Annotated in this window: 28 protein-coding genes; 16 read left to right on the forward strand and 12 right to left on the reverse strand. The window is 55.6% G+C overall.

Translation table 11 applies throughout. The features are described 5' to 3' along the window. The first annotated feature begins 60 nt into the window (after positions 1–60). From IV91_RS0109455 to IV91_RS0109535, 15 genes are all read left to right on the forward strand, one after another. Entirely contained in the window at positions 61–336 is a 276-nt protein-coding gene (locus tag IV91_RS0109455; RefSeq protein WP_200874364.1) for a hypothetical protein, read from the forward strand. A 219-nt stretch (positions 337–555) separates the two neighbouring features. After that, a complete protein-coding gene (locus tag IV91_RS0109465) occupies positions 556–1,962 on the forward strand; it encodes a cbb3-type cytochrome c oxidase subunit I (protein WP_031597852.1) in 1,407 nt (468 codons plus the stop codon). A 36-nt stretch (positions 1,963–1,998) separates the two neighbouring features. Further along, positions 1,999–2,955 carry a cbb3-type cytochrome c oxidase subunit II gene (locus IV91_RS0109470; RefSeq protein ID WP_031597853.1) on the forward strand — a complete coding sequence of 319 codons (957 nt, stop codon included), beginning with the start codon at positions 1,999–2,001 and terminating at the stop codon, positions 2,953–2,955. Between the two features lie 70 nt (positions 2,956–3,025). After that, positions 3,026–3,646 (forward strand): hypothetical protein, encoded by a 621-nt coding sequence (locus tag IV91_RS0109475; RefSeq protein WP_031597854.1) that lies wholly within the window; start codon positions 3,026–3,028, stop codon positions 3,644–3,646. 237 nt (positions 3,647–3,883) lie between these two features. Continuing rightward, positions 3,884–4,165, forward strand: coding sequence for a hypothetical protein (locus IV91_RS0109485; RefSeq protein ID WP_035417611.1), 282 nt, complete (start codon positions 3,884–3,886; stop codon positions 4,163–4,165). A 105-nt stretch (positions 4,166–4,270) separates the two neighbouring features. Beyond that, on the forward strand, positions 4,271–4,555 hold the full coding sequence (locus IV91_RS0109490; protein ID WP_031597856.1) for a hypothetical protein: 285 nt from the start codon (positions 4,271–4,273) through the stop codon (positions 4,553–4,555). Continuing rightward, positions 4,552–5,046: a c-type cytochrome gene (locus IV91_RS0109495; protein WP_031597857.1), complete on the forward strand. Its 495-nt coding sequence runs from the start codon at positions 4,552–4,554 to the stop codon at positions 5,044–5,046. The genes IV91_RS0109490 and IV91_RS0109495 overlap by 4 nt, the downstream gene beginning before the upstream one ends. After that, the gene (locus IV91_RS0109500; protein ID WP_031597859.1) at positions 5,043–5,555 is read left to right on the forward strand and encodes a hypothetical protein; all 513 of its coding nucleotides are present in this window, start codon (positions 5,043–5,045) and stop codon (positions 5,553–5,555) included. The genes IV91_RS0109495 and IV91_RS0109500 overlap by 4 nt, the downstream gene beginning before the upstream one ends. A gap of 3 nt (positions 5,556–5,558) precedes the next feature. Beyond that, positions 5,559–6,617 carry a formylglycine-generating enzyme family protein gene (locus IV91_RS0109505; RefSeq protein ID WP_031597860.1) on the forward strand — a complete coding sequence of 353 codons (1,059 nt, stop codon included), beginning with the start codon at positions 5,559–5,561 and terminating at the stop codon, positions 6,615–6,617. Positions 6,618–6,627: 10 nt separating this feature from the next. After that, positions 6,628–6,870: a hypothetical protein gene (locus tag IV91_RS0109510; protein WP_051862468.1), complete on the forward strand. Its 243-nt coding sequence runs from the start codon at positions 6,628–6,630 to the stop codon at positions 6,868–6,870. Beyond that, positions 6,867–7,259 carry a hypothetical protein gene (locus IV91_RS0109515; RefSeq protein ID WP_051862470.1) on the forward strand — a complete coding sequence of 131 codons (393 nt, stop codon included), beginning with the start codon at positions 6,867–6,869 and terminating at the stop codon, positions 7,257–7,259. The genes IV91_RS0109510 and IV91_RS0109515 overlap by 4 nt, the downstream gene beginning before the upstream one ends. Beyond that, a complete protein-coding gene (locus IV91_RS0109520) occupies positions 7,256–9,877 on the forward strand; it encodes a fused MFS/spermidine synthase (RefSeq protein WP_051862472.1) in 2,622 nt (873 codons plus the stop codon). Before IV91_RS0109515 ends, IV91_RS0109520 begins: the two co-directional genes overlap by 4 nt. Positions 9,878–9,900: 23 nt before the next feature. Then, positions 9,901–11,196, forward strand: coding sequence for a 4Fe-4S dicluster domain-containing protein (locus IV91_RS0109525; RefSeq protein WP_082783146.1), 1,296 nt, complete (start codon positions 9,901–9,903; stop codon positions 11,194–11,196). After that, positions 11,193–11,633 (forward strand): hypothetical protein, encoded by a 441-nt coding sequence (locus IV91_RS0109530; RefSeq protein WP_051862476.1) that lies wholly within the window; start codon positions 11,193–11,195, stop codon positions 11,631–11,633. Before IV91_RS0109525 ends, IV91_RS0109530 begins: the two co-directional genes overlap by 4 nt. After that, on the forward strand, positions 11,620–12,027 hold the full coding sequence (locus tag IV91_RS0109535) for a hypothetical protein (protein WP_051862477.1): 408 nt from the start codon (positions 11,620–11,622) through the stop codon (positions 12,025–12,027). The genes IV91_RS0109530 and IV91_RS0109535 overlap by 14 nt, the downstream gene beginning before the upstream one ends. 40 nt (positions 12,028–12,067) lie before the next feature. On the opposite strand, the gene IV91_RS0109540 is transcribed toward IV91_RS0109535, so the two are convergent. From IV91_RS0109540 to IV91_RS16850, 7 genes are all read right to left on the reverse strand, one after another. After that, complete coding sequence (locus IV91_RS0109540; protein ID WP_200874365.1) at positions 12,068–12,517, reverse strand: cbb3-type cytochrome c oxidase subunit I; 450 nt, start codon at positions 12,515–12,517, stop codon at positions 12,068–12,070. A gap of 198 nt (positions 12,518–12,715) precedes the next feature. Further along, a complete protein-coding gene (locus tag IV91_RS19530; protein ID WP_264753743.1) occupies positions 12,716–12,844 on the reverse strand; it encodes a hypothetical protein in 129 nt (42 codons plus the stop codon). Between the two features lie 99 nt (positions 12,845–12,943). Continuing rightward, positions 12,944–13,579, reverse strand: a complete 636-nt coding sequence (locus tag IV91_RS0109550) for an SCO family protein (RefSeq protein WP_051862479.1) — start codon at positions 13,577–13,579, stop codon at positions 12,944–12,946. Then, entirely contained in the window at positions 13,576–14,352 is a 777-nt protein-coding gene (locus IV91_RS0109555; protein WP_051862481.1) for a formylglycine-generating enzyme family protein, read from the reverse strand. The genes IV91_RS0109550 and IV91_RS0109555 overlap by 4 nt, the downstream gene beginning before the upstream one ends. Before the next feature lie 115 nt (positions 14,353–14,467). After that, positions 14,468–15,235 carry a BPSS1780 family membrane protein gene (locus tag IV91_RS0109560; RefSeq protein ID WP_031597873.1) on the reverse strand — a complete coding sequence of 256 codons (768 nt, stop codon included), beginning with the start codon at positions 15,233–15,235 and terminating at the stop codon, positions 14,468–14,470. Continuing rightward, the gene (locus tag IV91_RS0109565; RefSeq protein WP_031597875.1) at positions 15,223–16,161 is read right to left on the reverse strand and encodes a homoserine kinase; all 939 of its coding nucleotides are present in this window, start codon (positions 16,159–16,161) and stop codon (positions 15,223–15,225) included. Before IV91_RS0109565 ends, IV91_RS0109560 begins: the two co-directional genes overlap by 13 nt. A gap of 17 nt (positions 16,162–16,178) precedes the next feature. Beyond that, positions 16,179–16,640 (reverse strand): DUF2782 domain-containing protein, encoded by a 462-nt coding sequence (locus tag IV91_RS16850; RefSeq protein ID WP_051862483.1) that lies wholly within the window; start codon positions 16,638–16,640, stop codon positions 16,179–16,181. A 76-nt stretch (positions 16,641–16,716) separates the two neighbouring features. Here IV91_RS16850 and IV91_RS0109575 point away from each other — a divergent pair, with 76 nt between their 5' ends. Beyond that, the gene (locus IV91_RS0109575; RefSeq protein WP_031597877.1) at positions 16,717–17,289 is read left to right on the forward strand and encodes an L-threonylcarbamoyladenylate synthase; all 573 of its coding nucleotides are present in this window, start codon (positions 16,717–16,719) and stop codon (positions 17,287–17,289) included. On the opposite strand, the gene purD is transcribed toward IV91_RS0109575, so the two are convergent. Genes purD through polA form a run of 5 tightly spaced genes read right to left on the reverse strand, consistent with a single transcriptional unit; the run spans position 17,286 to position 24,166 of the window. Next, entirely contained in the window at positions 17,286–18,563 is a 1,278-nt protein-coding gene (gene purD, locus IV91_RS17935; protein ID WP_031597878.1) for a phosphoribosylamine--glycine ligase, read from the reverse strand. The two genes, IV91_RS0109575 and purD, sit on opposite strands and share 4 nt — an antisense overlap. A gap of 12 nt (positions 18,564–18,575) precedes the next feature. Then, complete coding sequence (purH, locus tag IV91_RS17940; protein WP_031597879.1) at positions 18,576–20,135, reverse strand: bifunctional phosphoribosylaminoimidazolecarboxamide formyltransferase/IMP cyclohydrolase; 1,560 nt, start codon at positions 20,133–20,135, stop codon at positions 18,576–18,578. Further along, a complete protein-coding gene (locus IV91_RS0109590) occupies positions 20,132–20,371 on the reverse strand; it encodes a helix-turn-helix domain-containing protein (RefSeq protein ID WP_031597880.1) in 240 nt (79 codons plus the stop codon). The genes purH and IV91_RS0109590 overlap by 4 nt, the downstream gene beginning before the upstream one ends. Then, positions 20,368–21,390: a tRNA dihydrouridine synthase DusB gene (dusB, locus tag IV91_RS0109595; protein ID WP_031597881.1), complete on the reverse strand. Its 1,023-nt coding sequence runs from the start codon at positions 21,388–21,390 to the stop codon at positions 20,368–20,370. The genes IV91_RS0109590 and dusB overlap by 4 nt, the downstream gene beginning before the upstream one ends. A 52-nt stretch (positions 21,391–21,442) precedes the next feature. Continuing rightward, positions 21,443–24,166, reverse strand: a complete 2,724-nt coding sequence (polA, locus tag IV91_RS0109600; RefSeq protein WP_031597882.1) for a DNA polymerase I — start codon at positions 24,164–24,166, stop codon at positions 21,443–21,445. Positions 24,167–24,172 lie beyond the last annotated feature (6 nt).

Below are 24,172 nucleotides of genomic sequence, written 5' to 3' on the forward strand. Positions count from 1 at the left end.
AAGTTTTGTAACTTGCTGAATATCATTAATTTCAGTGAAAACGAAAGAGAGGGGGGAGGAATGCAAAAAAAATCCATCATGTCGCGCGGCTTTTGGTGCATGATCGTCGGCGGAATGCTGACGGGTATGGGCAATGGCAGTGTGTTCGGTGCAGCCTTGATGTGTTTCCTGGGGCGCGGTGACTTCAATAACTGGGGAGGATGGAACGGTCAAGCCTATGATCCTCATACCTTCATCGGGTTTATCGACTGGTGTATGCTCGTCTTCGGTTTCGCCTATATCGGTATTCTTGCTATTGCTTTTCAACGGCATGACGCCATTGAAAACGCCGCTTGAGCCTCATCCAACCATTTTCGCGCCATTCGCGTCAAGGAGACATTGAAATGATCGGTACCATTGCTGCAGTTCTGGGGATTTCTCTTGCCTTCTCCAGCATGCTTCTTTCCTGGTATGTCCTGATGCCCCGCAAGCGTCACGGTCACCATTAATTCAATCCAATAACACAATTCATTTACTTACGTAATCTGATATAGAAAACAACAGGGGGGGTTCAAGATGTTCAAGTACCTATTTGCGCGTAGCGAGGATATTCCGGAGGGATCGGCTGCGGTTTATTTCGGTTTCTCCGCGATTACCTGGTTTGTGATTGGGACCGGGCTGGGTGCCTTCAATGCATCAAAGTTGGCATTTCCTGATTTTGTCACGGGTCTGGAATTCGTTTCATTTGGTCACATGCGTCAAGTACACGTCCATGCCGTGATTTTTGGCTGGATTTCCATGGCGTTTGCCATGGCCATGATGTACATGACCTCGGCATTGGGTAACACCAAGTTGTGGTCGGAAAAGTTGGGCATCTGGAATGCATTTCTCTGGAATGTCGGGCTGTCTCTGGGGTTGACGCTGTTGTGGTCCGGGATGACCTCTGGGCGGGAGTATTCTGACTTCCCCTGGTTCATCGATCTGTACATTGCCACCTTCATGACCATTCCCTTGGGTATCAATGTCTGGATGACCGTCATTAACCGCAAGACACAGGGGATCTATACCACTAACTGGTTTTTTGCTTCTGCCGTGTTCATGGTCAGTATCGTGTTCATCGTGGGTAACCTGCCCGAGTGGTTCCATCTGACCGGGTTGACCGAAGCCTACCTGACCTGGTGGTTTGCGCACAATGTGCTGGGTTTGTGGATCACGCCGGTAGCAGCAGCCATTGCCTACTACACCATTCCCAAGGTGACGGGTAATCCGCTCTATTCTCACCGGATCGGTCACTTGCACTTTTGGTCAGTGGTGGTGTTCTACTCCACGCCCGCAGCCCATCACCTGATGTCTGCACCCTTGCCTGAATGGCTCAAATCCTTCGCTTCCGTGGAAGGGGTGTTGATTCTGGTGCCCGCCGTTGCCTTCGTGTCCAACATTCTGTTGACCATGCAAGGGAAATGGAACATGTTTGTGGAAAACTTGGAGATTCGTTTCACGGTAACGGGCTGTCTGATGGCCATTCCGCTGAACATGCAAGGGGGCTTCCAACAAACCCGTGCCATCAACTGGTACATTCACGGGACAGGCTGGATCGTGGCCCACGCTCACTTGGCTCTCTTAGGTTTTTCGACCTTCCTGGAAGCTGCCGCTGTTTACCTGGGTCTGCAAACGTTGATGAAACGCAAGTTGTATTCGCTGACCCTGGGAAATCTGCATTTCTGGTTTCTGTTGATCGGGTTTACGACCTACTGGGTGTCCATGACCATTGCCGGATTGATTCAAGGGGCGGGCAAGATTTACGAAGTCCCCTACATCGACGTGGTTATGGCAGAGCATCCCTACATGATTGCACGCTGGATCGGTGGTTCCCTAGTGTTTGTAGGAAACTGCTTCTGGCTCTACAACATGTGGATGACTGCACGCGCTGGAACAGTGATTCCAGAGGGACGCATGGCCCACGAACTGGCCTACGAACGTTAATCGGCCACTGATCGCAGAATTGGAGGAGAATATCAAATGGTCAATTTTAGAGAGTACAAGATCGGAGCGCGTTTTTTCGGTCTTGCCCTAGGTGGTTCGATGACGATCACCTTGTTTATGCCAAGTTTTGATTTGCGCAATGTAAACGCCACCGAGGTGGCTCTGGACAAGCAACTTTGGGCTGGTCATGAATCAGGGTTCAGTCTGGATGATCCTTTCCTGACGGGGGAGCATCGTCCGGTACGGGTGACCTTGAAAACAGACCCGAAAACGGGTCAACCCATGGCCTCTACAGTCGCTTATGTTTATCCGGCGGGGACACCTCTTCCCAATGGTGTGGACCACCCCGATAACCTCGGGAACATTGTGGAACAGTTGAGCCGGGACAAGGGTCGGATCGGTGAAGCCACCAAGTCCCAAGGTGCCGTTTTCCTGCTCTCTTCCGAGCCTCAGGGAGATGGATCCAAGCAGTTCTACATTGAAAATGCTTCGGCCACCAAGGGCTGGAATCCAGAAGAAGTCATGAAAGCGGCCGGAGACGAAAATACTTACCATGCTTCCTATGGAAAAGCTATTTTCGTCCGTGAAGGCTGCTGGTGGTGTCATACCCTTCTGCCGGAAGAAACCCAGGATTGGCAAGTATTTGGTGCCCCTCCCATGTTGGGTGACTTCAATGGTGAATCCCCCACTGCCTTTGGTTCTGACCGCAAGGCACCGGATATTCTCCATGTAGGGTCACGGAACTCGTCCCGTGAATGGATGATGCTGCACTTTTTCAACCCGCGTCTGGTTCAGCCCCATTCCATCATGCCCCGTTTCGATTATCTTTGGGGACCCATCGATGACAAGGGTCAGAAGATCGATTTTGACAAGTGGCGTGCAGAATATAACGAGTATGTGGACGGAAAGCGGGTTACACCGCCTGAAGTTCCCATGTATGCCAGCAATTCTGATGCCCGCGCGTTGATCGACTTCGTTTTGTCGCTCAAGTAAATCTGATACAAAACTGACTGTTCCTTTCCTTTCAGGGGGATGGAACAGTCGATAATAAGTGGAGGTCTCTATGAGTAATTGGTCCTTTGATTCGCCCCTGCGTACCCTTTCTGACGAAGAAAAGATCCGTAAGGACGAAAAATTGTGGGAAGATGACAATCTGGGTGGAGTGCACGAAGACAATAACCCGGTTCCCGCTCCTGTGGTGTGGTTGGTTGCTTTGACGGTGGTTACGGCATTCGCCATTACCTTCCCTCTGTGGGGTCAACGTCCGACGGCGGCTCTGTACGAGCCCTACGTCAATTCCATGGACAAGCCTGAAGTGTTGGCTGCCAAGGATGACAAGGAAGCCATGGCCAAGATCGTGGAAATGAACAAAGGAACGCCCAATGATGCATTGTTGGAACGGCATCCTTTGAGCATGGACGATCTGCGCATGATTGCCCCCCAAATCAAGGCATTGGAAGCCAAGGGTGCGCATATGCATGATTTCGAAGTGGTGGGAGATCAGGTGGTCACTGCCAACTTTGAAGGAAACTATCGTCCAGACGGCTCCCGTATCCGCCAGCAGCCTTGGTGGGATAAGGGATACACCATCGATGTTTTTTATCTGAGCTATTTCTTTTTAGCAGTATTTACCATGATCAAGCGGTTGCCCCCCACTTCGTGGCAACCCAAGCATGATCACTGAGCACGCCTATATTAAGGAGATGAGATCATGATCGACTTTGATTACGGCCCCTTGGCCCTTGCCCTGCCCATCAGTATTGCTTTTATTTGTCCTTTTCTCTATAGTTTCTTCATAGATAACATCGACAAAAAATAACGAGTTTTGGTGGCAAGATGAAACCATAACCTGTTAATTGACTCCCAGTGCCATACCTGACGGTATGGCACTTTTTTTTGACCTCATTCGAAACTCTAACTCATGATCAATGAAATCTCGCATCTCGTGACTGCAACGACCTCTGGCAAAATCGATATGAGTATCGAAGGAATGAGGAGTCAACGGTTCAGCGTCTATATTTTTGTATTTCTGATGATCGGCATTGCCGTGTTTTCCGGAATCATCTATTCCCTGCTCAAGGGAAAATATGCGCCCACCAAGATGCGTATCGGGGAACGCCTGATGTTCATCGCCATTATCCTGGGCGTGGTGGTGGCCACCGGTTTCGGTGCTACACAACTACTGACTGGTTATCTGTTTTAATTGTGGTGGAAAGGGGTTGGGAATTTTGAACCTTTGCAGGAATGACAACTCCAACATCGTTGAGAGAGTGTTAGAATAACCACAACCTTTATACAGGAGTTTGGCATGGGCAATTACCTTGATACCTTACCCGACGGGTGGACCATCTACCTGTGGCTCGTTGCCGGAGGACTTATCATTGCCGTGAGTATTTATGGGATACGCTGGGGCTCAAAAAACGAACAGTTCGATGAGGATATCAAGTACTTGGTGTTCAAAGAAAGCGACAAGGATAAGATGAGTCCGGAAGAATATGCCAAAAGTCGTGAAGTCCTGGCGAAACAGGAAGCCAGAAGGGCTGAGGTTTTGGCGGACCAAGCGGCGGCAGTCAGGAAAACCAAGACGACATGAAACGGGGTGAGTGGGTCGTGCTGGGCCTAGTCGGGGCCCTGGCGGTGGCGGGTGTTGTGCAAAACATTATCCATCACGAAAAAGGTGATCAGAACGTTGACCGTGGGGTGCCTTTTTACACCACTGCCACACCTGAATTGGCGCGGGAAGGGTCTGATCTGATTCGGCAGAATGACTGTCGTCAATGCCATTCCCTTTGGTCCGTTCGTAACATCATGCAGTCGGTTCCTTCCCCTTCACTGGACGGGATGGGCGATTTGCGGAGCGAGGCATGGCTTTACCAGTATTTATCGTCTCCCCATCCCCAGACCCTGCTGCCCAGTCGCCTCAAGCCCGAATACCGCATGCCTTCCTTTGCCATGCTTCCCGAGCAGGAAAGAAGAACCTTGGCTCATTATCTGGCCAGTTTGCATGTCAAGGATTGGTATCTTGAAGAAACCAAAAAAAGTGAATATGAAAAACTCACGGGGAAGGACGACTACAAAAAATGACGGAAGTAGTTCCACAGGAAAAAGATACGGGTAAGTGGGGGCGGGCGCTGATCGGATTGGGCGTCGCCTCTGCCATCAATCACTTTGGGGACCGTCTGCTGGGCGTCACCATCGAAGTCTTTACCAATGCATTGGATTATTTTTCTTTTCGCTGGATGCTGGATGTCTTTCTCGTCCCCCTGATTGCGAACTTTTTTTTGGCGTTGATTTTTGGCAAGGGAAGTAAATGGCTGTGTTATGCCACCCCCTTGATTGTCCGGGGCATCAGTTATTTCAATGTCGCGGAAATAACCGGGGTTCCGGAGTACGGTCATCTGATTCCCATGGGATGGTGGGGTTTCTTCATCATCCTGGCCATGGAAACTGGGATGGTGGGCGCAGTGATCGGCGAATCCGTGATCAAACGTTACTATGGGCGAAAGACCCTCGAGATGATCTATCAGGAACGTTTGGCAAGAGAAGAACGTCAGCGTCAACGTCGTCAACGCGCGCAGAAACCCGGGGAGTAAACGGTGGCACTTTCTCCTAAAACACCCTCTACGCCAGAGGAACGGCTCAAGCGCAAAAAAATCCTGTCAGCCACCCTGGTGACCTGTATTGGCATCGTCATGATTGGCAGTTCGTTACATGTCATCAAATTGGGACAAGGGCGCATGGAGGATATGCGCAATCTGGTGTCCTACAATATCAAGGATTCCGATAGCCATATTCGCGCAGCGGGTGAGGATATCCAGATACACGCACAGCACGAGAGTGGTCAAGTCAAGGGCGGCTACACGGTGGAGGAGGCGGATCGATTGCTGACCCGCGAACAATGGGAAGATCTGAACACCATGGTGACCATTCCCGCGGGTCCTTTTCGGATGGGCACCAATCTCGATCGTGCTGATCCTCCCGACAAGCCGGAGCATACGGTGGATCTTCCCGCCTATGCCATCGACAAATACCCCGTCACCAATGCGCAATATGCCCGCTTTGTGGCAGCCACCGGACATCGTCCGCCGCTCAACTGGAAGGGGGGAAAGATTCCCCAGGGCGCGTTGCTGCTGCCGGTGACTCTGGTGACCTGGTATGATGCCAAAGCTTATGCCCAATGGGCACATAAGCGCTTGCCCACGGAAGCTGAATTTGAAAAAGCCGGGCGGGGCAAGGACGGACGCCGTTGGCCCTGGGGAAATATCATGGACCCGACCAAATTGAATACTTACTACAACCGCAATTCTTCGACGCCGGTAACCGATTATCCCCAGGGAGCCAGTTCCTACGGTGTCTTTGATTTATCAGGTAACGTGGATGAATGGACCGACAGCGATTTTGCCCCTTACCCTGGATCCATTGCGCCCACCATCGTGTTTCAAGGCAAGGTGTCCGTTCAGGAATCCTCCCAGGATCGCAACTTGGGGATTTCTGATCAAAAACTGATCAAACGCAGTTACAAGGTGCTGCGGGGCGGATCCTGGAAAAGTGATCCCTTTTCTACCTCACTTTTTCACCGCGATAATGCCTTTGCCAACATGACTTCTGACTTTTATGGGTTTCGCTGTGCCAGTTCCCTTCCCTCCTCTCACTGAGTATTGACCCATGTTGCGTCAACTTCGTATTCCAGCCTTGCTGGCGCAGTGTCTATGGATTTCTAACGCCCATGCCGTAGATAGTTATCGTTATCTGCATGTGACCGTGGATACCCCGTGGAATATTTTCCTCTTTTTGCTGATTGGCATATTCGCCCCTTTTATCCTGATGGGTGTGCTGGCCTGGTATTTTTCTTTCAAAAAGAAACCAACGCCCCCCAATCCCCCCTCTTCTCCAGAGGATCATCCATGAAATCCCACGGCTTTCTGGGATATCGTGGGGGGTGGTCTCTTTTGACCTGGATGATATTTATCCTGGGATTGGCGCTTTTTCGGCCTGCACTGGCGGCTCCGGACGCCCCCCAAAATCCTAATGCCGTTCAGATGATGGAGGCATTTCAGAAGCAGCAGGGAGACAAGGACGATGGGGTGACGCCGGTAGATGACCACAAGAAAAAAATCATCATGTTCATCATGGGTGTCCCGCTCATCCTGATGGTTCTGGTGACGGGAGTTTTGGGCATCGGCATGGGCATCTATGGCAAACCCTGGTTTGTACCTCACATGATCATGGCAGGATTGACCATGACCCTGGCCCTGGTTCATGCCATCGTGGGGGTGGCCTGGTTCTTCCCCTTTTGAACTCCTTTTTGATTCCGGCCCTGTACGGCTTGTCGGGTCTGGTGGGGCTGGCCTACGAGGTCCTTTGGGTCCGCATGGTGACCCTTCAGTTTGGTCTGAGTGTCTTTGGGGTGGTCATTACGGTGGCCGCATTTATGGCGGGACTGGGGTTGGGTGCGCTGGCCTTGTCCGGTTACACCTTTCGCCGCCCCCTCCGCCTGCTTGCCTTTCTGGAGGTGAGCGTAGCTCTCTTCTCCGCCCTTTTACCCTTTCTGGCCCCCCTTGAAGAACGTGCCCTTTGGGCGGGGTTTTCCCATCAAGGCGTTCTGAACTGGCATTTGGGATTGGCTCTGGTGTCTTTTCTCCTCCTGACCCTGCCTGCCGTGGCCCTGGGGGCCGGATTCCCCTTGGTTCTGTCGCTTGGTCAACACGTATCCGGACGGTTGGGACTGCTTTATGGAGTCAATACGTTGGGTGCCGTATTGGGCGCCTTGCTTCCCCTGGTTCTGCTCCCGATGTTTGGTTGGGTCCACGCTCTGCGGGGGGTTGCACTGCTGGGTGCAGCGTTGGGGGTTGGGTGGTGGATACTGGATCGTTACGCAGGAACCCTAACCTCTGTTCAGGACCAGGGGTCGACGGCACCCACTGATAAATCAGGAAGAACCGATTCGATGCTCCTCCTTTTTTATGGGATTCTGGGGATGGCCAGTCTTTCCCTGGAAATCGCCTGGACTCGCCTCTTCGGACTATTGTTTCTGCGTACCGAGTATGTCCTGGCATTGATTCTGGCTTCCTTTCTGGTGGGGATCGGATTGGGAAGTCTGGTGGCGACCCGCTGGCAGTCCACACTCCGACGATTCAAAACCGCGTTCCCATGGATGGCTGCGGGTGGCGTCCTGGCAGGACTGGCAGTATTGCCCGTGGTGGCGGGCTGGGTCGAACACCCGCTGGGTCAAACCCTGACTCAGGCGCTTCTGTTGCAAGGCCTGATTTTGACCTTGCTCACTTTTCCGGTGACTTTTGTCCTCGGGTTATGGCTTCCTCTTCTGAGTGAAGAACAGGGCAGTCTCCGTACTGGGGTAAAACTGTACGGGGCCAATTCCCTGGGCGGTGCATTGGGGGCTCTGCTGACGGGTTTTGTCTGGCTGCCCTGGCTGGGAACCACTGGAACTTTGGTCTGGAGCGCTTTTTTGATCCTGGGTGCCAGTCTGACCTGGACCCGTCCCTGGACGTTGCTGCAGGGGGGCTTGATGGTGGGCTTTGTGGGGTTAGGTGCAGGACTCTGGACTTTTCCCCCTGCACAGAAATTACTGCCGGAAACACTGGCCGGAAGTCGCGATATTTATCGCTATGAAGATGCCGTGGCCATGACGCAAGTGGTGGAGCAACCCGATGGGCAGAGAATTCTCCTCACCGACCTGCAACGTCACGATGCCTCCTCTGACCCCACCGCAGCATTTGTGCAACGGAACCAGGGACGTCTGGCCCTGTTGTTGCAGGGCCAGCCCCAACGGGTGTTGTTTTTGGGACTGGGTACCGGGTTGTCGCTGGCCGGTAGTTCGGCGTATCCCAACGTACGGCGGGTAGCCGTGGAATTGTCGCAGGGGTCCATCGAAGCAGCACGTCGCTACTTTACTCCCGTGGATGGTCCGATCCTGAGTGAAACTGAACTGATTCAGGATGATGCACGGCATTTCATGAGTTCCACAGAAAACCATTATGACGTTATCGTGGGGGATCTCTACCATCCTGACCTGGCCGGGGTGGGGGCATTGCTCTCTCTGGAACAGTTTGAGCGGGTGAGGGATCATTTGTCGGCCCGTGGAGTATTCGTTCAATGGCTGGCCTTGAACCAATTTGATCCTGCCGCTCTCCAAGTGGAGTTGAGAACCTTTCGGCGAGTTTTTCCCGATGCCTATCTGTTTCTGGATGGCATGCATCTGGCATTGGTGGGGTTTCGCCAAACCTGGGCAGGCTGGTCTTTGGTGGAAGCCGGTCAGGAGCGTCTCGGTCCGGATCAACGGTTTGAAGCCACGGGCGGTGAGGGGGTGATGACCTGGATGGGACGCTACTGGGGTAAAATTCCTGATACGCCGGGACCTGTTCAGAAAGAATGGGCGCCCGTCATTGATTTTTCATTGCCCCGACTGAAATATTCCGGCAGCGCATTGGACGCCACCCTGGCGGCTCTGTGGCATCAACGGCCTTCCCTGGAGCAGGCGGAACAGGATTTGAATCTGCCCGAACGCCAGCGTCCGGAATTTGCTTCAGCCTGGCATGCCACCCAATATCTGGTGCAAAGTTGGCAGGATCGTATGACGGGGCGCGACGGCGAAGCCGAACGTCTGATTCGCCTTGCCTTCGAGGCCAATCCTCGGGATCGCTGGGTGGGCTATGCGCTGGCCGATGAGGTTTTGGCTCAGTTGACCCGTGCGCCGTTGTCCGCTGCTCAAAAGGAAGTTGTGCTGGACAAACTGGCACTCCGTTTCCCCTGGCATGTGGAGGTACAAAGGGCGCTTTGGAAAATTCAAAGGGAGCGCCATGAATTTGCAGAAGCAGAAAAGACCCGCCTGAACCTGTTGCAGGAAGCCCCCCTTGACCGGGAGGCCAGAATGGCGAAGAATGAAAGTTTTCAGTAAATTTTAGGGAGGTGCAGGGCTAAATGAATGGGGCAATGGCACAGGTCTCGCGCTTTCATCTGCACCGTCGTGTAGTGCAGGGAGTCACCCTTTTGTTGGTTATTTTGGTCCCTGCTCTGGGACTATTTCGTATTGACCCGCGCGCCGGTGCCTTGGTTGTGCTGGATCGTCAGATCTGGTTCGCCGACTTCTTTCTGATCGCCGGACTGTGGGTCACCCTGCTCAGTCTTCTGGTGATGCTCTATTCTGTGGCTGGCACCGTATTTTGTGGGTGGGTATGTCCGCAGAATATTTTTTCCGAATGGGCCAATTACATGACCCACCTACTGCTGGGGAAGCGGGCCGAAGTCAGTCTGGATGGTCAGGCACTGGTCATCTCTCCAGCCAAAAATCGTGTGTGGAACTGGGGGTTACTGGGCCTCGCCTTCCTGTTGGCCTCCATGTTTCTGGGCGTGATTCCCCTATTTTATTTTTATGACCCTTCCACGATCCTGGCTTTTCTTCTCTGGCGTTCGGATCCCGCCTTGGCCAGTTCCCTGCATTGGATTTATGCGGTTTTTGTATTGATCATTCTGGTGGATATTGCTGTGATTCGCCACTTCTGGTGCCGTTTTGCCTGCGTGTATCGGGTTTGGCAACACAGTTTTCGGACCCGTGAAACCCTTCATGTGCGTTATGACGCCAGTCGCGCCAGTGCCTGCGAAAAGTGTAACTATTGTGTGACCTCCTGTTTCATCGACATCGATCCACGCAAGACGGATATCTATGACAGTTGTATCAATTGCGGCGAGTGTATCGATGCCTGTAACCGTCTTCAGGCCAAGAAAGGGAACCCGGGGTTGCTGAGTTTTGAATTTGGCGAACGTAAAACCAAGCAGGAAGCACGGATTCACTTTCGCAACAATGCCATCGGCCTGACCGCGCGCACCCGTTGGATGACGGTCGTCATGGCCCTGGGGTTAAGTTTTTTTGCCTGGGGATTGTGGACCTGGGAACCTCTCCATCTGGCGGCATACCGGGCCGAGGTGCAAGATGCCGCAAACGATCTGGATTATCGTATCGAAATCGCCAATAAACGTTACCGTCCTGAAAGGGTGGAATTATCGGTGCAGGGATTGAAACCGGGAGAGTATCATTTATCCCAGACCCTGCTGACGATTCCTGCGGCAGGGCGACTGTCCGCGATCTTGTCCATCTCGCCAACCCTGTCCCATGGCGTGCATTCCTTCCGCATCCAGGCCCATGCCTTGCAGGAGGACTGGAAAGACCAGTTTGCCATTCAGCATTTCTCAGAAGCCCCCAAGGGAGGTACCCCATGAATCAAACCCGTGAACCTGAGCCACCCCTGAGCGAGATCCAACCCGAATGGGGGCGCCGAGACAAAGAGCATTTTGGCTATGCCTCCGATGACGAACGCAAGGCCAAACGGGGACTGGAGGACTGGGAATTGCTGGAGAGTGTTCCTTTATCCCAGAAACCCGTGCCTTACTGGTTTTTTGCCGTGATCGTGGTGGTTCTGCTGGTGGCGGTGGGACTGGCCTTCCCTTTTTGGGGGGTTCGTCCTGGCCACCAGAAGCACTGGCTGGACTGGGGGTTTTTGTTGGCGCTGGTGTATATTGCGGGCGCTGGAACCTTTGTATACTACATGGTCCGGATGTACGGGGTCGCCCATCCTGGGCCGCAGGAAGCCGATTCTCAAAACGGTAGGGACTCTGCCAGTTCTCAATCCAACAAAACTACCGATGAACCCCGTTAAAAAGTCCTTTTGGGTCATCCTCGGAGGGGGTACGCTGTTCTTTCTGTCCGCTTGCGGAAAAACAGAACCATCCCTGCCGGATACGACCTCCCAAACCTGGAATGACTGGACCGTACGCGTGGAATCCCGCCCCAGTCCCCCCCGGGATGGCATGAATGAGTTTCTGGTCATGGTCACCGGGGCCCATGATCGACCCGGTTCCCACTGTCTGGTGGATATCCGGACGGCCCAGTCTGATCCCTGGAAACAGGCCATTCAGGATGGGCGGGTGGGAGTGTACCGGCGGGCCGCTCTGGTCGAGCCAGGGGAACGTCGTACGGTGCAGGTTCGCCTGAACTGCGCGGACGAAGCGCAGAACAGCGTTTTGTTTTTCCCGCTGCATGTTCCCAATTAGGCGCTTGCCGGACTTTCTCATTCCCGGGTGAGGGTGAGACTCAATCCTCGGCGCGGGTACTTTCCACCGGACCCATCAAGGTCAGGACGATATTGGAGAAGTAGACCATGAATCCCACCGCCATGCAGGTCCCCGCCACGGCCACAATAGGGCCGTAGAAATGGTGTGCATGAGTCATGGCCGAGCGGTCATGGAGCATCAGATATCCCTCCCAGATGCCAAAGACCATTTGGGTGGTATAAAACCCGTAGACCCCGATAAATAGCCACCAGAAGGAATGCTGAACCAGCCTTTGGGAGTAGATGCGTTTGCCACTCAAACGGGGGAGCAAGTAATAGGTGGTGCCCATGGCCAGAGTGACGACGCCGCCCACTAAATTCATGTGGGCATGGGCCAAGGGGTCGATCATATGTCCCGGGCCGCCGTAGGGGCTCCCAATGGAATCGAGCCAGGCCCGAATGGGGGGAAACACCTGCAACATCCCGTGCATGGCTCCAATGAAGAGAGACGTGGCAGAAACAATGAAAAATTTGACTAAACGGCGGAGGTCTGAGAGCGAATGCATGCGCCAACCTGTATAAAGAGAGTCCGTAAAAAGGGAGGCTTAAAAACAAAGCACCCGGTGAACAGACACCGGGTGTTTGAAGAATTTCCCTCTGATCAGCAAGTACCCAGGGATAAATCCGGATTATTTACCTTTCTTTTGATCATTGGCCAGAATGTCGACGCCCATGCCACCGAGGGACAAGGACACCAGAATACCTCCAACGAACAGGATCACGGGAATGATCATGTACCCTTTATCCATAATTTCCATATTTCTCTCCCCTGTTAAAATTTTAAGTGGACGACGTCAAGATCCATCAGACATGACACTGGGATGGTAACAAAAGTCTTGGGTTCTTGGCAAACTTTTTTAATTTTCCAGGATAGCCTGGGTTTCGTGGAACAACTGGTCAGGGGTCTGAGGCACCTGAAAGGATGCCTGCAGGCGACCCGAGGGATTGAACAGGAAAATCGTGCTGCTGTGATCCACCGCATAGTTTCCCCGCCCATCCCGTTCCTGGTTATGAAGGACGGCATAGACTCCCAAACTCTGGGTGAAGGGGCTGAGTTGGGCCGTGGTGGCCTGAGCTCCAATGAAAGAGGGGTCAAAGGCGGGGATATACCGTCCCAGAACGGACAGGGAATCGCGCTGAGGGTCAACGGAAACAAACAGGACCTGGGGTGCGGGATGACCGCTCCTTTTGAAGGATCGGGATACCGAGGCCAATAGGGCAAGATCGGTGGGGCAGACATCGGGACAGTGGGTATAGCCAAAGAGCAGAAATGTCCAGTGCCCTGATAAGGACTCCTGGGTCAAGGTGCCCTGGGTGGAGGGCAGGGAGAAGGGAGGCAAAGAAGGTCCCTGAGCCAGCCACTGGGTTCGATCCCCCAGTCCTTGGGGCGGTGCGGGTTGGTGCCAAAAGAAAAATCCCAGCCCCCCCAGAACGAGAAGCGCCGCGCTGAACAGAAAAATGACGGACAGAGAGGATCGGGGTCCAGTCCTCATTGATCCCGAACCACACGGAATCCGATGGTATTGACGCGCACGGTGGGGTCATCGGCAGTGCGTCTGCTCAGGGCGAGATCGTGGGTATCATTGTTCCATGACCCCCCCCGTACCACCCGCGACAGACATTCTCCATCCTGTTCAGCGGCATCGCCTTCCCAGGCTGCACCGTTATCTGGAACGCTACGCTGATCATCCTGATTGATCCGACGGGTGCTCTGGTAGCAATCTTCCGTCCATTCCCATAGATTACCACTCATGTCATACAGTCCCCAGGCATTGGGTGCCTTGGTGGCCACGGGATGAGGGTGATTGGCACTGTTCTCTCCATACCAGGCGATGGGATCGAGAGTGTCGCCCCCACAGTAGGGACTGGCAAGACCGGCCCGACAGGCATAGCCCCATTCGCTTTCGGAGGGCAAGCGATAATGCCGCCCGGTCTTGGCGTTGAGGCGCAGAATATAAACCTGAGCATCTTCCCAACTGACGCGGTCCACGGGGCAGTTATCGCCACAGAGAGGAAAGGCGCTGGGATTGCGGCGCATGAGTGCGCGCCATTGTCCCTGGGTGATCAGGGTGGTGCTCATCATGAAGGGTTTGGAAAAAGTAACCCTTCCCCCCCCGCTGAGAACAAAACTTCCTGCCGGAATCAAGGTCATTTCCGGACATTCAGGGCAATCCTGTACCTTGGTGGGTTTGGAAGGGGAAGCTGCGCTGGTGAGGGCAAGGACGAGCATCAGTCCCCCCAATGCTTTGGAACTCAGACTGACCATAGGACTTCTCCCAAAAAGAACCGCACTTGTGAATCCGTTCCGTGGAAAGTCCCAGTTTATCCCACTCCCGTTTAGATGAAAAGGGGGAGGAAACGTAAAGGGGACCGGGGGTGAATCATGGAGTAATGGGGGGAAGTGGAGCCTCATGGAAAACATCGCGATAGGAAGCATAGACGCTGGCGATGATGAGGGCCACCATGAAAAATCCGATCAAACCGCTGATCCAGGGGAGGGCAAAACTGAGAAAAGTGGCGATGGCCAGCAGGATTCCCATGATCAGGGTGAATAGAAGAAAGGCAGGGAGATTGACAAGACACCCCTGGGTACTGAGGGTCAGAGCCTCCAGCGTGGACAAAGCGGTAAAACGCAGGAGCGCCGGGGCAAACCAGCCCATCATGAGCAGGGCCAGTTGAAGAAGAACAAGGGTGATGAACAGGGGGGTCAGAGAGAACATGGCCACCCGTAATTGTTCCAGATTCTCTGCGCCGTCCAGGGACAAATTCTGCAGATCCATCATTTGTTGCCCTCCCCATAGGACCAATACCAGGGTCAGCAGGGTTTCGCCCGCGATATTGACCATGCCCAACTGGAATAATCGTCTGGAACTGCTTTTGAAACCACTGAGCAGATGCGGGATCTTGAGGGAGCGTCCTTGTTCCACGGCAGCACAGCCCGCCATCATACCGGCAAACAAGGCGGGGAGCGACAGAGAAAAAAAGACAGGACCCAGCATTGGGAACAGACTGCATACCAGGATGAAGGCAAACCACAGGACCAGACTGGTCATCCAGCCAATGGGGCTGTGCAGGACTGTGTGGGCCCCTTGACGAATCCATAAAGCGCCGTGCCACAACGGCACCTGGCGAGGGGTCAGAGGGGCCATGGGCAGGGTTGCTCGAGGTGATGGCTGAGGATATGCTCAAACCAGGTGGGGTCATGGGGATTGAGGAGCGAACCGGTACGGGGCTGGAATCGATCGTTCAGACGCGAAAGCCAGAAGCGCAAAGCGGCCGTCACCAGCATTCGGGGCCAGTGTTTAATTTCCGCCGCAGTGAGGGGGCGCTTCTCGTGATAGGCGACCAGCAGGGCAGAGAGCCGGGTAGGGTCGAGGCACGCTTGCGGGGTCACGCACCAGTCATTGGCCACAATGGCCAGATCGTAGACCCAGTTATCGGTTCCGGCAAAATAGAAATCGATGAGGCCGCTGATACGCTCTTCTTCGAACAGGACATTATCCCGGAACAGGTCAGCGTGAATGGGGCCCTGCGGGAGAGAGGGGTCGAAAGAGGACGCCTGTGCCAAGGCGTGGTTCAGCAGAGACTGCTGAGAGGCCGTTAGAAAAGGGCGAATCTCCTGCGCTGTCTGGATGCGCCAGTGCTGCCCCCTGGGGTTGACCTGTGTTCCTTCAAAAGTGAGCGCAGCCTGGTGCATGCGGGCAATCATGTGCCCCAAGGCAGCGCAGTGATGGACAGTGGGTTGGGTCCGGGATTGTCCGCTCAAACGCGTCACCAAACTGGTGGGTTTGTCTTTGAGCAGGGCGTGGAACTGACCTTTCCGGTTTGGTAGAGGGGCGGGGCAAGGCAGACCCTGGACGGCCAGATGGTTCATCAGACCCAGATAGTAGGGTAGTTCCTGCGCCTGGAGTTTTTCGAAAAGCGTCAGGACGTAATGTCCCGTGGTGGTATGAACGAAATAATTGGTATTTTCAATACCCGCAGCAATGGGAACGAGATCCTGCAGTGTCCCCACCGGATAGTGTTCGAGCCAAAGTGAAAGTTCCTCTGGAGAAACCGTGGTAAAGACAGCCATGAAGCGATGATCCGTGCTTAGAATTCAAAAATGACCCACTGAGGGGGCTGAACATAGTCTTCAATCACATCGCGCTGGTGCCAGATTCCGCTGCCATCCTCATCGATCAGGTAGTAGGGAGGGCCGACTTTGGGGGTGACTTTTATTTTATACAGACGTCCGCGAATTCGATATTCCTCGAAAGTTGCGCTGTCCCGTTCCACGATGGTGACCTGAGCATTGGTATCATTGGCATCGGCTGAACCGCTCTGGGGGGGGGAAGGACTTTTCTGGGTCGGAGGCGCTGAAGGAGTCGCCTGAACGGGGCCGGAAGAACTCTCCTTGGGGGGGGCTTCCGGCGCATCGACGGAAGAATCGTCCAGCGTGGGGGGCAAAGGGGTGTCTGATCCCAGAGGGGGCAAAGGCTCTTCGGCAAAGGAACTCTGCACACCCAGAGCCACAAGCCCAATCAAAAATAGCAGGCGAAAGAAAGAAGTCATGGGTGAATTCTAACAGGAGTTGGGCACTTGGTATATCCTGTTCTCCATTCATTAGTACGGGACTCGATGAATTGGCATGGATGCACGCACGCGCGGATTGCGTACTTTTCTTGATAAAGGAGGGCTCGTCGCCTACCCCACCCGGGCCGTCTACGGTTTGGGTTGTGATCCGGAAAATCACCTTGCCTTGCGCGCCCTGTTGCGTCTCAAGTCCCGTCCGGTCCACAAGGGTTTGATCGTAGTTGCGGACCGCCGCGATCTTCTCCGTCGTTTCCATGCGCCTTTGAGTGCGGAGGAAGAGGCGCGTCTGCAGGCCCGGTGGCCCGGCGGTCACACCTGGCTGGTGCCCGCCCGGCAGCCCCTGACAACCTGGTTGCGGGGACGCAAGCGGGGGGGGGAGGGGGATTTGCGACCGCGCATTGCCTTGCGTCAGGATGACTATGCGCCTCTGGCCCGGTTGTGCCGACGCCTCAACATGGCGCTCGTCTCCACCAGCGCCAATCGCAGCGGAGGGAAACCCTTGAAAACAACACGGGCGTGCCGCCAAGCATTTGGTTCCCGGGTACGGGTCATCTGGGGGCGTTGTCAGGCCAACGCCCGTCCTTCCACGGTGGCTGATTTGATCACTGGCCGGGTTACTCGGGTTTAGGAAGGGCCGTGGGGTTTCAGCGCGCGCCAGCCGATGTCCTGTCGGTATTGCATGCCGTCGAAGTGCAGGAGCCGGATTCGTTCATAAACCTGATGGCGGGCGGCTTTCAGGGTATCGCCGAGGGCCGTGACACATACGACCCGTCCTCCTTGAGTCACCCACTGTTTTCCCTCCCGGCGCGTTCCGGCATGAAAGAGATGGGTATCCGGCAAGGACGCATCCAGCCCCGTGATGGGAGAACCCACCACCGGATGTTCGGGGTAACCTGGGGCAGCCAACACCACGCCAAGTGCGGGACGACGGTCCCAATCGGCCACGGCATCCTGCAGGCGACCTTCCAGAGCGGTTTCAATCAGATCCACCAGGTCGGTTTTGAGACGCATGAGAAGGGGTTGAGTTTCTGGGTCTCCCAGGCGACAGTTATATTCCAGTACCTTGATGGTTCCCTGGGGAGAGATCATCAGTCCGGCATATAAAAAGCCCGTATAGGGGTGTCCCTCCTGGATCATGCCTTGCAGCGTCGGTTGAATGATCTCGCGCATGATGCGTCCATGCAGGGTGGGGGTGATGACGGGAGCCGGGGAATAGGCGCCCATACCGCCGGTATTGGGGCCTTCATCATTGTCGCGCAGACGCTTGTGATCCTGACTGGTGGCCAGAGGCAACACTTGTTCGCCGTCCGCCATGACGATGAAACTGGCTTCTTCCCCCGTCAAGAATTCTTCAATCACCACCCGCCGTCCTGCCTCCCCCAAACCTCCGCCCAGCATGGCAGTGACGGCATGGTGGGCTTCTTCCAGAGTCTGGGCGACCACGACTCCTTTGCCCGCCGCCAGTCCGTCGGCTTTGATGACGATGGGTGCTCCCACCTGCTCGAGATAGGCGTGGGCCAGTGCCGGATCTTCAAAGGTGGAAAAATGCGCGGTGGGAATGCCATGCCGGTGCATGAAGCGTTTGGCATAATCCTTGGATATTTCCAGTTGAGCGGCTTCTAGGGTGGGGCCAAAAATGGCTTGTCCAGCGTCCCGGAACCGATTCACGATTCCTGCGGCCATGGGGGCTTCAGGACCCACCACGGTAAACGCCACCTGCTCCCGGCGCGCCAGGTCCAGCCAGGCCTCGACTCCTTGCACAGGAATGCAGTGGACGCCTTCCTCATGTCCGGCACCATCGTTACCAGGGGATAAAAATACGTGGGAAACCCGGGGGGACTGGGCCAGTCGCCATGCCAGCGCATGTTCCCGTCCCCCGCTACCGATGACCAAAATCTTCATGATTCAGTGTGCTCAATGACGAAAATGACGAATGCCGGTCAGCACCATGGCGACTCCTTGCTCGTCCGCAGCGGCAATGACTTCGCCATCGCGCAGACTGCCACCGGGTTGGATGATGGCAAGGGCTCCGGCGCGTGCCAGAACATCGAGGCCATCCCGAAAAGGAAAGAAAGCATCGGAGGCAGCCACACTACCCTGCAGTGAGAGTCCCGCATCTTCGGCCTTGCGTTGGGCAATGCGGGTACTGTCCACACGGCTCATCTGCCCTGCGCCAATCCCCAGCGTTCGACCCTGTCCACAGAACACCACGGCATTGGATTTGACGTAATGGGCGACGTGGAAAGCCAGACGCAGATCGGTCCATTGTTCCTCGGTGGGGGCGGCCTGCGTAACCACCTTGAGTGCGTCTTCGTTCAACCCGCCGGAGTCAGAGGTTTGAACCAGCAGTCCTCCTCCTACGCGTTTCATGTCCCACCGGTTCAATCCTTTGTCATCGGGCAGTTGCAGGACGCGTACATTGGCTTTTTGAGAGAGGCGTTCCAGAGCGGCAGAGGTAAACTCGGGGGCAATCAGCACTTCCACGAACTGACGTTGCAGGGCTTCCACCGTGGCTTCGTCCACGGTTCGGTTGAAGGCGATGATGCCGCCATAAGCCGAAGTGGGGTCGGTGGCGTAGGCTCGTTGGTAGGCATCCAGTGCCTGGTTGCCCAGGGCTACGCCGCAGGGGTTGGCATGCTTCACGATGACGCAGGCGGGAGCATCGAGAAAACGCACACAATCCCAAGCGGTATCTGCATCCGCGATATTGTTGTAAGACAGGGGTTTTCCCTGCAGTTGACGGTAATGAGACAACACGCCTGAGGGGGCAGCGGGATCGCGGTAGAACGCGGCTCCCTGGTGCGGATTTTCACCATAACGCAGTGATTGGTGTTTGACGAAGGACAGATGCAGTCGTTCCGGGTACCCATCGGCCTGGGACTCGGTATTCAAGCCGGACAGGTAGGTGGCGATGGCTCCATCATATTCCGCCGTATGGGAGAAAGCCTTGACGGCTAGATCGAAGCGGGTGGCGGCACTGATCGAGCCCCGGTTCTTTTCCAGTTCCTGGAGCAGGCGGGGGTAATCGGCGGGGTCCGTGAGCACGGCGACATGGGCATGGTTCTTGGCCGCGGAGCGGACCATGGCGGGGCCGCCGATGTCGATGTTCTCGATGGCTTCTTCCAGCGTGACGCCGGGTTGGGCGATGGTTTCCCGAAACGGGTACAAATTGACCACCACCAGGTCGATGGGGTCGATTCCATGACGGGTCATGGCTTCCTGATGGCTGGGAATATCCCGGTTGCCCAGCAAACCCCCATGAATCTTGGGGTGCAGGGTTTTGACCCGCCCGTCGAGCATTTCCGGAAAGCCGGTAAAGTTGGAAACTTCCCGTACGGGAATTTTGGCATCGCGCAGAACTTGCGCCGTTCCGCCCGTGGAAAGCAATTCGATGTGGAGACGGTGTAAAGCCTGAGCCAGTTCGATCAGACCGGTTTTGTCAGAAACACTGAGGAGGGCGCGTTGAAGAGTCATAGGAGTTGATATCGTTGCATTTTTTTGCGAAGGGTCGTGCGGTTGAGACCGAGTAACTCGGCAGCGCGGGTCTGGTTCTGGGCGCAGTGCGCCAGAACGACTTCGAGCAGGGGTTTTTCGACGCTGTGGATGACCAGGTCATGGAGCGCGGAGCATCGCTCTCCCTCCAGATGCTGGAAGTACATTTCCACCATGCGCCGGATACAGGCGGACAATTCGGTTTCTACAGGCTTCATGCCGCGAGTTCCTCGGGCGCTGTATTTTCTTCATAACACAGGGTGGGGTTGTGAAGGGCGTGTCCTTCAAAGAAATCAGTGACGGCACGACGTTGCTCTTCCACGTTCTGGAGTCGGTTCATGGTGTGCCGGAAGTTGGCGGAATTCGCCAGTCCTCGGGTATACCAACTGATATGCTTGCGTGCCACGCGCATGCCCAGTTCGGTGCCGTAGAAATGATAGAGATCTTCCAGATGGGTCAGCAGGATCTGGTGAATTTCGAGGACATCGGGGGGAGGTAACAGGGTCCCGGTATCGAGGTAATGCTGAATTTCCCGGAAGATCCAGGGGCGTCCCTGAGCTGCCCGCCCGATCATAACTCCATCGGCACCGGTTTGATGAAGCACGGCCTGGGCTTTTTGGGGACTGGTGATGTCGCCATTGGCGATGACGGGGATCGTTACGGCGTCTTTTACGGCGGTAATGGTATCGTATTCAGCCTCTCCGGAGTAGCCGCAGGCCCGTGTCCGGCCATGAATGGCCAGGGACTGGATTCCGGAATTCTGAGCCAGTCGCGCCACACTCAGGGCGTTCCGATGTTCGCGGTCCCAACCCGTGCGGATCTTGAGGGTGACCGGTACCGACACGGCGCAGACCACCGCTTCGAGAATGCGTGCCACCAGAGGTTCGTCCTGGAGCAGCGCCGAACCTGCCATGACATTGCACACCTTTTTGGCGGGGCAGCCCATGTTGAGGTCGATGATCTGAGCTCCCTGGTCCACATTGTAGCGTGCGGCCTCCGCCATCATGCGCGGGTCGGCACCGGCAATCTGTACGGTGCGAGGCTCTACTTCCCCCTCGTGGTTGGCCCGGCGGCGGGTTTTTTCCGAACCCCAGAGCAGGGAGTTGGAAGAAACCATTTCTGACACGGCCAGACCGGCTCCCATTCGTTTGCACAATTGGCGGAAAGGACGGTCGGTTACGCCTGCCATGGGGGCGACCACGAGGGAATTTTTGAGCCGGTAAGGTCCGATCTGCATTGCACGGGTTCAATGGGGATGGGAAAGCCGCCATTATACCCCTGCCATGGTTTTAGTGGGCTTCATCCCAGTTCTTTCCTGTCCCCACCTCTACGCTCAAAGGCACCCGCAGGGAGGCGACCCCCTCCATGAGGCGGGTGAGGTGGATCCGCAGCAGGGAAACTTCATCCTCAGGGACTTCCAGAATCAATTCGTCGTGAACCTGTAGGATCAGACGGCTCTGGCTCCGGGTTTCATCCAGCCAGTTCTGTACTGCCAGCATGGCGCGCTTGATCAGATCGGCAGCGGTCCCCTGAAGAGGGGCGTTGATGGCGGCTCGTTCGGCGGCTTGACGCCGTCCGGCTCCCGAGTTTTTGAGTTCGGGCAAGAACAAGCGGCGTCCGAAAAGGGTTTCCACGTACCCTTTTTCCCGTGCCTGCTCACGAGTTTTCTCCATGTACCGGGCCACCCCAGGATAGCGTTGAAAATAGCGTTCCATGTAATGTTGGGCGGCGGAGCGGGTGAGGTTGAGCTGCCGGGCCAGACCGAAGGCTGACATCCCGTAGATCAGCCCAAAGTTAATGGCTTTGGCGGCGCGGCGCTGATCTGCGCTGACTTGATCCACCGCCACGGCAAAGAGTTCGGCGGCGGTGGATCGATGCACGTCCAGTCCTTGGGCAAAGGCATTCAGCAGTCCGGAATCCTCGGACAGATGGGCCATGAGGCGCAATTCGATCTGGGAATAATCCGCCGCCATGAGTACATGCCCGGGGGGGGCAATGAAAGCGGCCCGGATGCGTCGTCCGGCGGCTGTGCGAATGGGGATGTTTTGCAAATTGGGATCACTGCTGGAGAGGCGTCCGGTCACCGCTACCGCTTGGGCAAAATGGGTATGCACTCGCCCCGTTCGGGGGTTGATCCGTTTGGGCAGAGCATCGGTGTAGGTGGACTTGAGTTTGGCCAGGGTTCGATAGTCCAGCAGCAACTTGGGGAGGGGAAAATCGAGCGCCAGTTGCTCCAGCACACTTTCATCAGAGGAAGGCTGCCCTCCGGGAGTTTTCTTGAGCACAGGCAATCCAAGAGTCTCGAACAGCAGGGTTTGAACCTGTTTGGAGGAGTTGAGATTGAAGGGTTGTCCTGCCAGGAGATGGGCCTGATTTTCGAGCGCAATGAGTTGCCCGGATAACTCGGCACTCTGCTCAATCAAAACAGCCGCGTCCAGCAGCACTCCATACCGCTCCATGCGCCACAGGACTTGCTGTACCGGCAGTTCCAGTGTTTCATACAACTCGAGGAGACGGGGTTCGGCACAGAGTTGAGGATACAGAACCTTGTGCACCGCCAGAGTGACTTCCGCATCTTCTGCAGCATAGATCGTGGCCTGATCCAGCGCGACCTGTGCGAAGCCGATGGCATTGGCCCCCTTGCCGGTCACCGTCTCATAAGACAGGGTCTCCCGGCCCAGGTGGCGGCGTGCCAGACTTTCCAGGCCATGGGGTTGGTGGGCCTCGAGCAGATAGGACTGAAGCAGGGTGTCGTGGCGGATGCCGCGCAGGGCAATGCCATGATTGGCCAGAATGTGGGTGTCGTATTTGAGGTGTTGTCCCACCTTGGCCGCCGCCGGGTTTTCAAGCCAGGGGCGCAGACGCTGGAGGGTTTCTTCGAAAGGAAGTTGGGGAGAGGCATCCAAAGTCTGGTGGGCCAGGGGCAAATAAGCAGCATGGAGGCCGTCGCAACAGAAAGAGAGGCCCACTAAAGTGTCCTGTAGCGGATCGAGTCCGGTGGTTTCCGTATCGAAGGCAGTCAGTTCGGCGCATTCCAGTTGGTTCAGCCAATGCTCCAGTTGCGCGGAAGTCAGCAGGGTTTCGTAATGCACTTCAGGACGTGGTTCCAGGACGGGCGCAGGTGGGGGAAGCGGGGCAAGGGTGTCGGTCCTGATCCGGGGGGCAGGGTTTTTCCAGCGTTTGAGGTCATAGCGCTCTGCCAGAACCGCCAGTGCGGTCTCATCGGGCGTTTGCCACACCAGGGTTTCCGGGGATTCGGAGAGTGGGACTGCGGACTTGAGGGTGATCAGAAAGCGGGCCTGGGGCAACCAGTCGAGGCTTTGACGCAGATGATTGCCCACAACGCCACCGATTTCCTCGGCGTGGGCCATCAGGTCCTCCAGTGTGCCGAACTGCTGGATCCATTTGGCGGCGGTTTTGGGACCGACTTTGGGTACGCCGGGAACATTGTCCGCCGTATCGCCCACCAAGGTCAGGTAATCCACGAATTGGGCAGGGGTCACCCCATACTTTTCAGTGGCCCGGGCTACATCCAGACGTTCGTTGGAGAGGGTATTGATCAGGGCAACCCCCTCCGCCAGTAACTGAATCAAATCTTTGTCGCCGCTGGAAATGGTCACCTCCCAGCCCAATACTCGGGCCTGGTGGGTGAGGGTGGCAATGACATCGTCCGCTTCCACCCCGGATTCCTGAAGGAGAGGCCAACCCAGGGCGCGGATGGCCTGATGCAGGGGAGCGATTTGGCTAACCAGGTCGGTTGGCATGGCGGGGCGCTGTGCCTTGTAGTCCGGAAAGGCCTGATGGCGGAAGGTGGGGCCGGGAGCGTCGAACACGCAGGCCACATGATCCGGCTTATAATCCTCCTTCAGTCGGGCCAGCATGTTCAGTACGCCGTATAACGCGCCGGTGGGTTCTCCCTGGCGGTTGCGCAGGTCGGGCAAGGCATGAAAGGCGCGGTAAAGGTACGATGACCCGTCCACCAGCACCAGATGGGGGCGTTTTTCTTCACTCATGGATGA

Source organism: Ferrovum myxofaciens (assembly GCF_000735045.1).
GTDB classification, from domain to species: domain Bacteria; phylum Pseudomonadota; class Gammaproteobacteria; order Burkholderiales; family Ferrovaceae; genus Ferrovum; species Ferrovum myxofaciens.

Coding starts and splice junctions, on each gene's coding strand:
- IV91_RS0109455 (WP_200874364.1), top strand. CDS start 61: ATGCAAAAAAAATCCATCATGTCGCGCGGCTTTTGGTGCATGATCGTC.
- IV91_RS0109465 (WP_031597852.1), top strand. CDS start 556: ATGTTCAAGTACCTATTTGCGCGTAGCGAGGATATTCCGGAGGGATCG.
- IV91_RS0109470 (WP_031597853.1), top strand. CDS start 1,999: ATGGTCAATTTTAGAGAGTACAAGATCGGAGCGCGTTTTTTCGGTCTT.
- IV91_RS0109475 (WP_031597854.1), top strand. CDS start 3,026: ATGAGTAATTGGTCCTTTGATTCGCCCCTGCGTACCCTTTCTGACGAA.
- IV91_RS0109485 (WP_035417611.1), top strand. CDS start 3,884: ATGATCAATGAAATCTCGCATCTCGTGACTGCAACGACCTCTGGCAAA.
- IV91_RS0109490 (WP_031597856.1), top strand. CDS start 4,271: ATGGGCAATTACCTTGATACCTTACCCGACGGGTGGACCATCTACCTG.
- IV91_RS0109495 (WP_031597857.1), top strand. CDS start 4,552: ATGAAACGGGGTGAGTGGGTCGTGCTGGGCCTAGTCGGGGCCCTGGCG.
- IV91_RS0109500 (WP_031597859.1), top strand. CDS start 5,043: ATGACGGAAGTAGTTCCACAGGAAAAAGATACGGGTAAGTGGGGGCGG.
- IV91_RS0109510 (WP_051862468.1), top strand. CDS start 6,628: ATGTTGCGTCAACTTCGTATTCCAGCCTTGCTGGCGCAGTGTCTATGG.
- IV91_RS0109515 (WP_051862470.1), top strand. CDS start 6,867: ATGAAATCCCACGGCTTTCTGGGATATCGTGGGGGGTGGTCTCTTTTG.
- IV91_RS0109525 (WP_082783146.1), top strand. CDS start 9,901: ATGAATGGGGCAATGGCACAGGTCTCGCGCTTTCATCTGCACCGTCGT.
- IV91_RS0109530 (WP_051862476.1), top strand. CDS start 11,193: ATGAATCAAACCCGTGAACCTGAGCCACCCCTGAGCGAGATCCAACCC.
- IV91_RS0109535 (WP_051862477.1), top strand. CDS start 11,620: ATGAACCCCGTTAAAAAGTCCTTTTGGGTCATCCTCGGAGGGGGTACG.
- IV91_RS0109540 (WP_200874365.1), bottom strand. CDS start 12,517: ATGCACGGGATGTTGCAGGTGTTTCCCCCCATTCGGGCCTGGCTCGAT.
- IV91_RS19530 (WP_264753743.1), bottom strand. CDS start 12,844: ATGGAAATTATGGATAAAGGGTACATGATCATTCCCGTGATCCTGTTC.
- IV91_RS0109550 (WP_051862479.1), bottom strand. CDS start 13,579: ATGAGGACTGGACCCCGATCCTCTCTGTCCGTCATTTTTCTGTTCAGC.
- IV91_RS0109555 (WP_051862481.1), bottom strand. CDS start 14,352: ATGGTCAGTCTGAGTTCCAAAGCATTGGGGGGACTGATGCTCGTCCTT.
- IV91_RS0109560 (WP_031597873.1), bottom strand. CDS start 15,235: ATGGCCCCTCTGACCCCTCGCCAGGTGCCGTTGTGGCACGGCGCTTTA.
- IV91_RS0109565 (WP_031597875.1), bottom strand. CDS start 16,161: ATGGCTGTCTTTACCACGGTTTCTCCAGAGGAACTTTCACTTTGGCTC.
- IV91_RS16850 (WP_051862483.1), bottom strand. CDS start 16,640: ATGACTTCTTTCTTTCGCCTGCTATTTTTGATTGGGCTTGTGGCTCTG.
- IV91_RS0109575 (WP_031597877.1), top strand. CDS start 16,717: ATGGATGCACGCACGCGCGGATTGCGTACTTTTCTTGATAAAGGAGGG.
- purD (WP_031597878.1), bottom strand. CDS start 18,563: ATGAAGATTTTGGTCATCGGTAGCGGGGGACGGGAACATGCGCTGGCA.
- purH (WP_031597879.1), bottom strand. CDS start 20,135: ATGACTCTTCAACGCGCCCTCCTCAGTGTTTCTGACAAAACCGGTCTG.
- IV91_RS0109590 (WP_031597880.1), bottom strand. CDS start 20,371: ATGAAGCCTGTAGAAACCGAATTGTCCGCCTGTATCCGGCGCATGGTG.
- dusB (WP_031597881.1), bottom strand. CDS start 21,390: ATGCAGATCGGACCTTACCGGCTCAAAAATTCCCTCGTGGTCGCCCCC.
- polA (WP_031597882.1), bottom strand. CDS start 24,166: ATGAGTGAAGAAAAACGCCCCCATCTGGTGCTGGTGGACGGGTCATCG.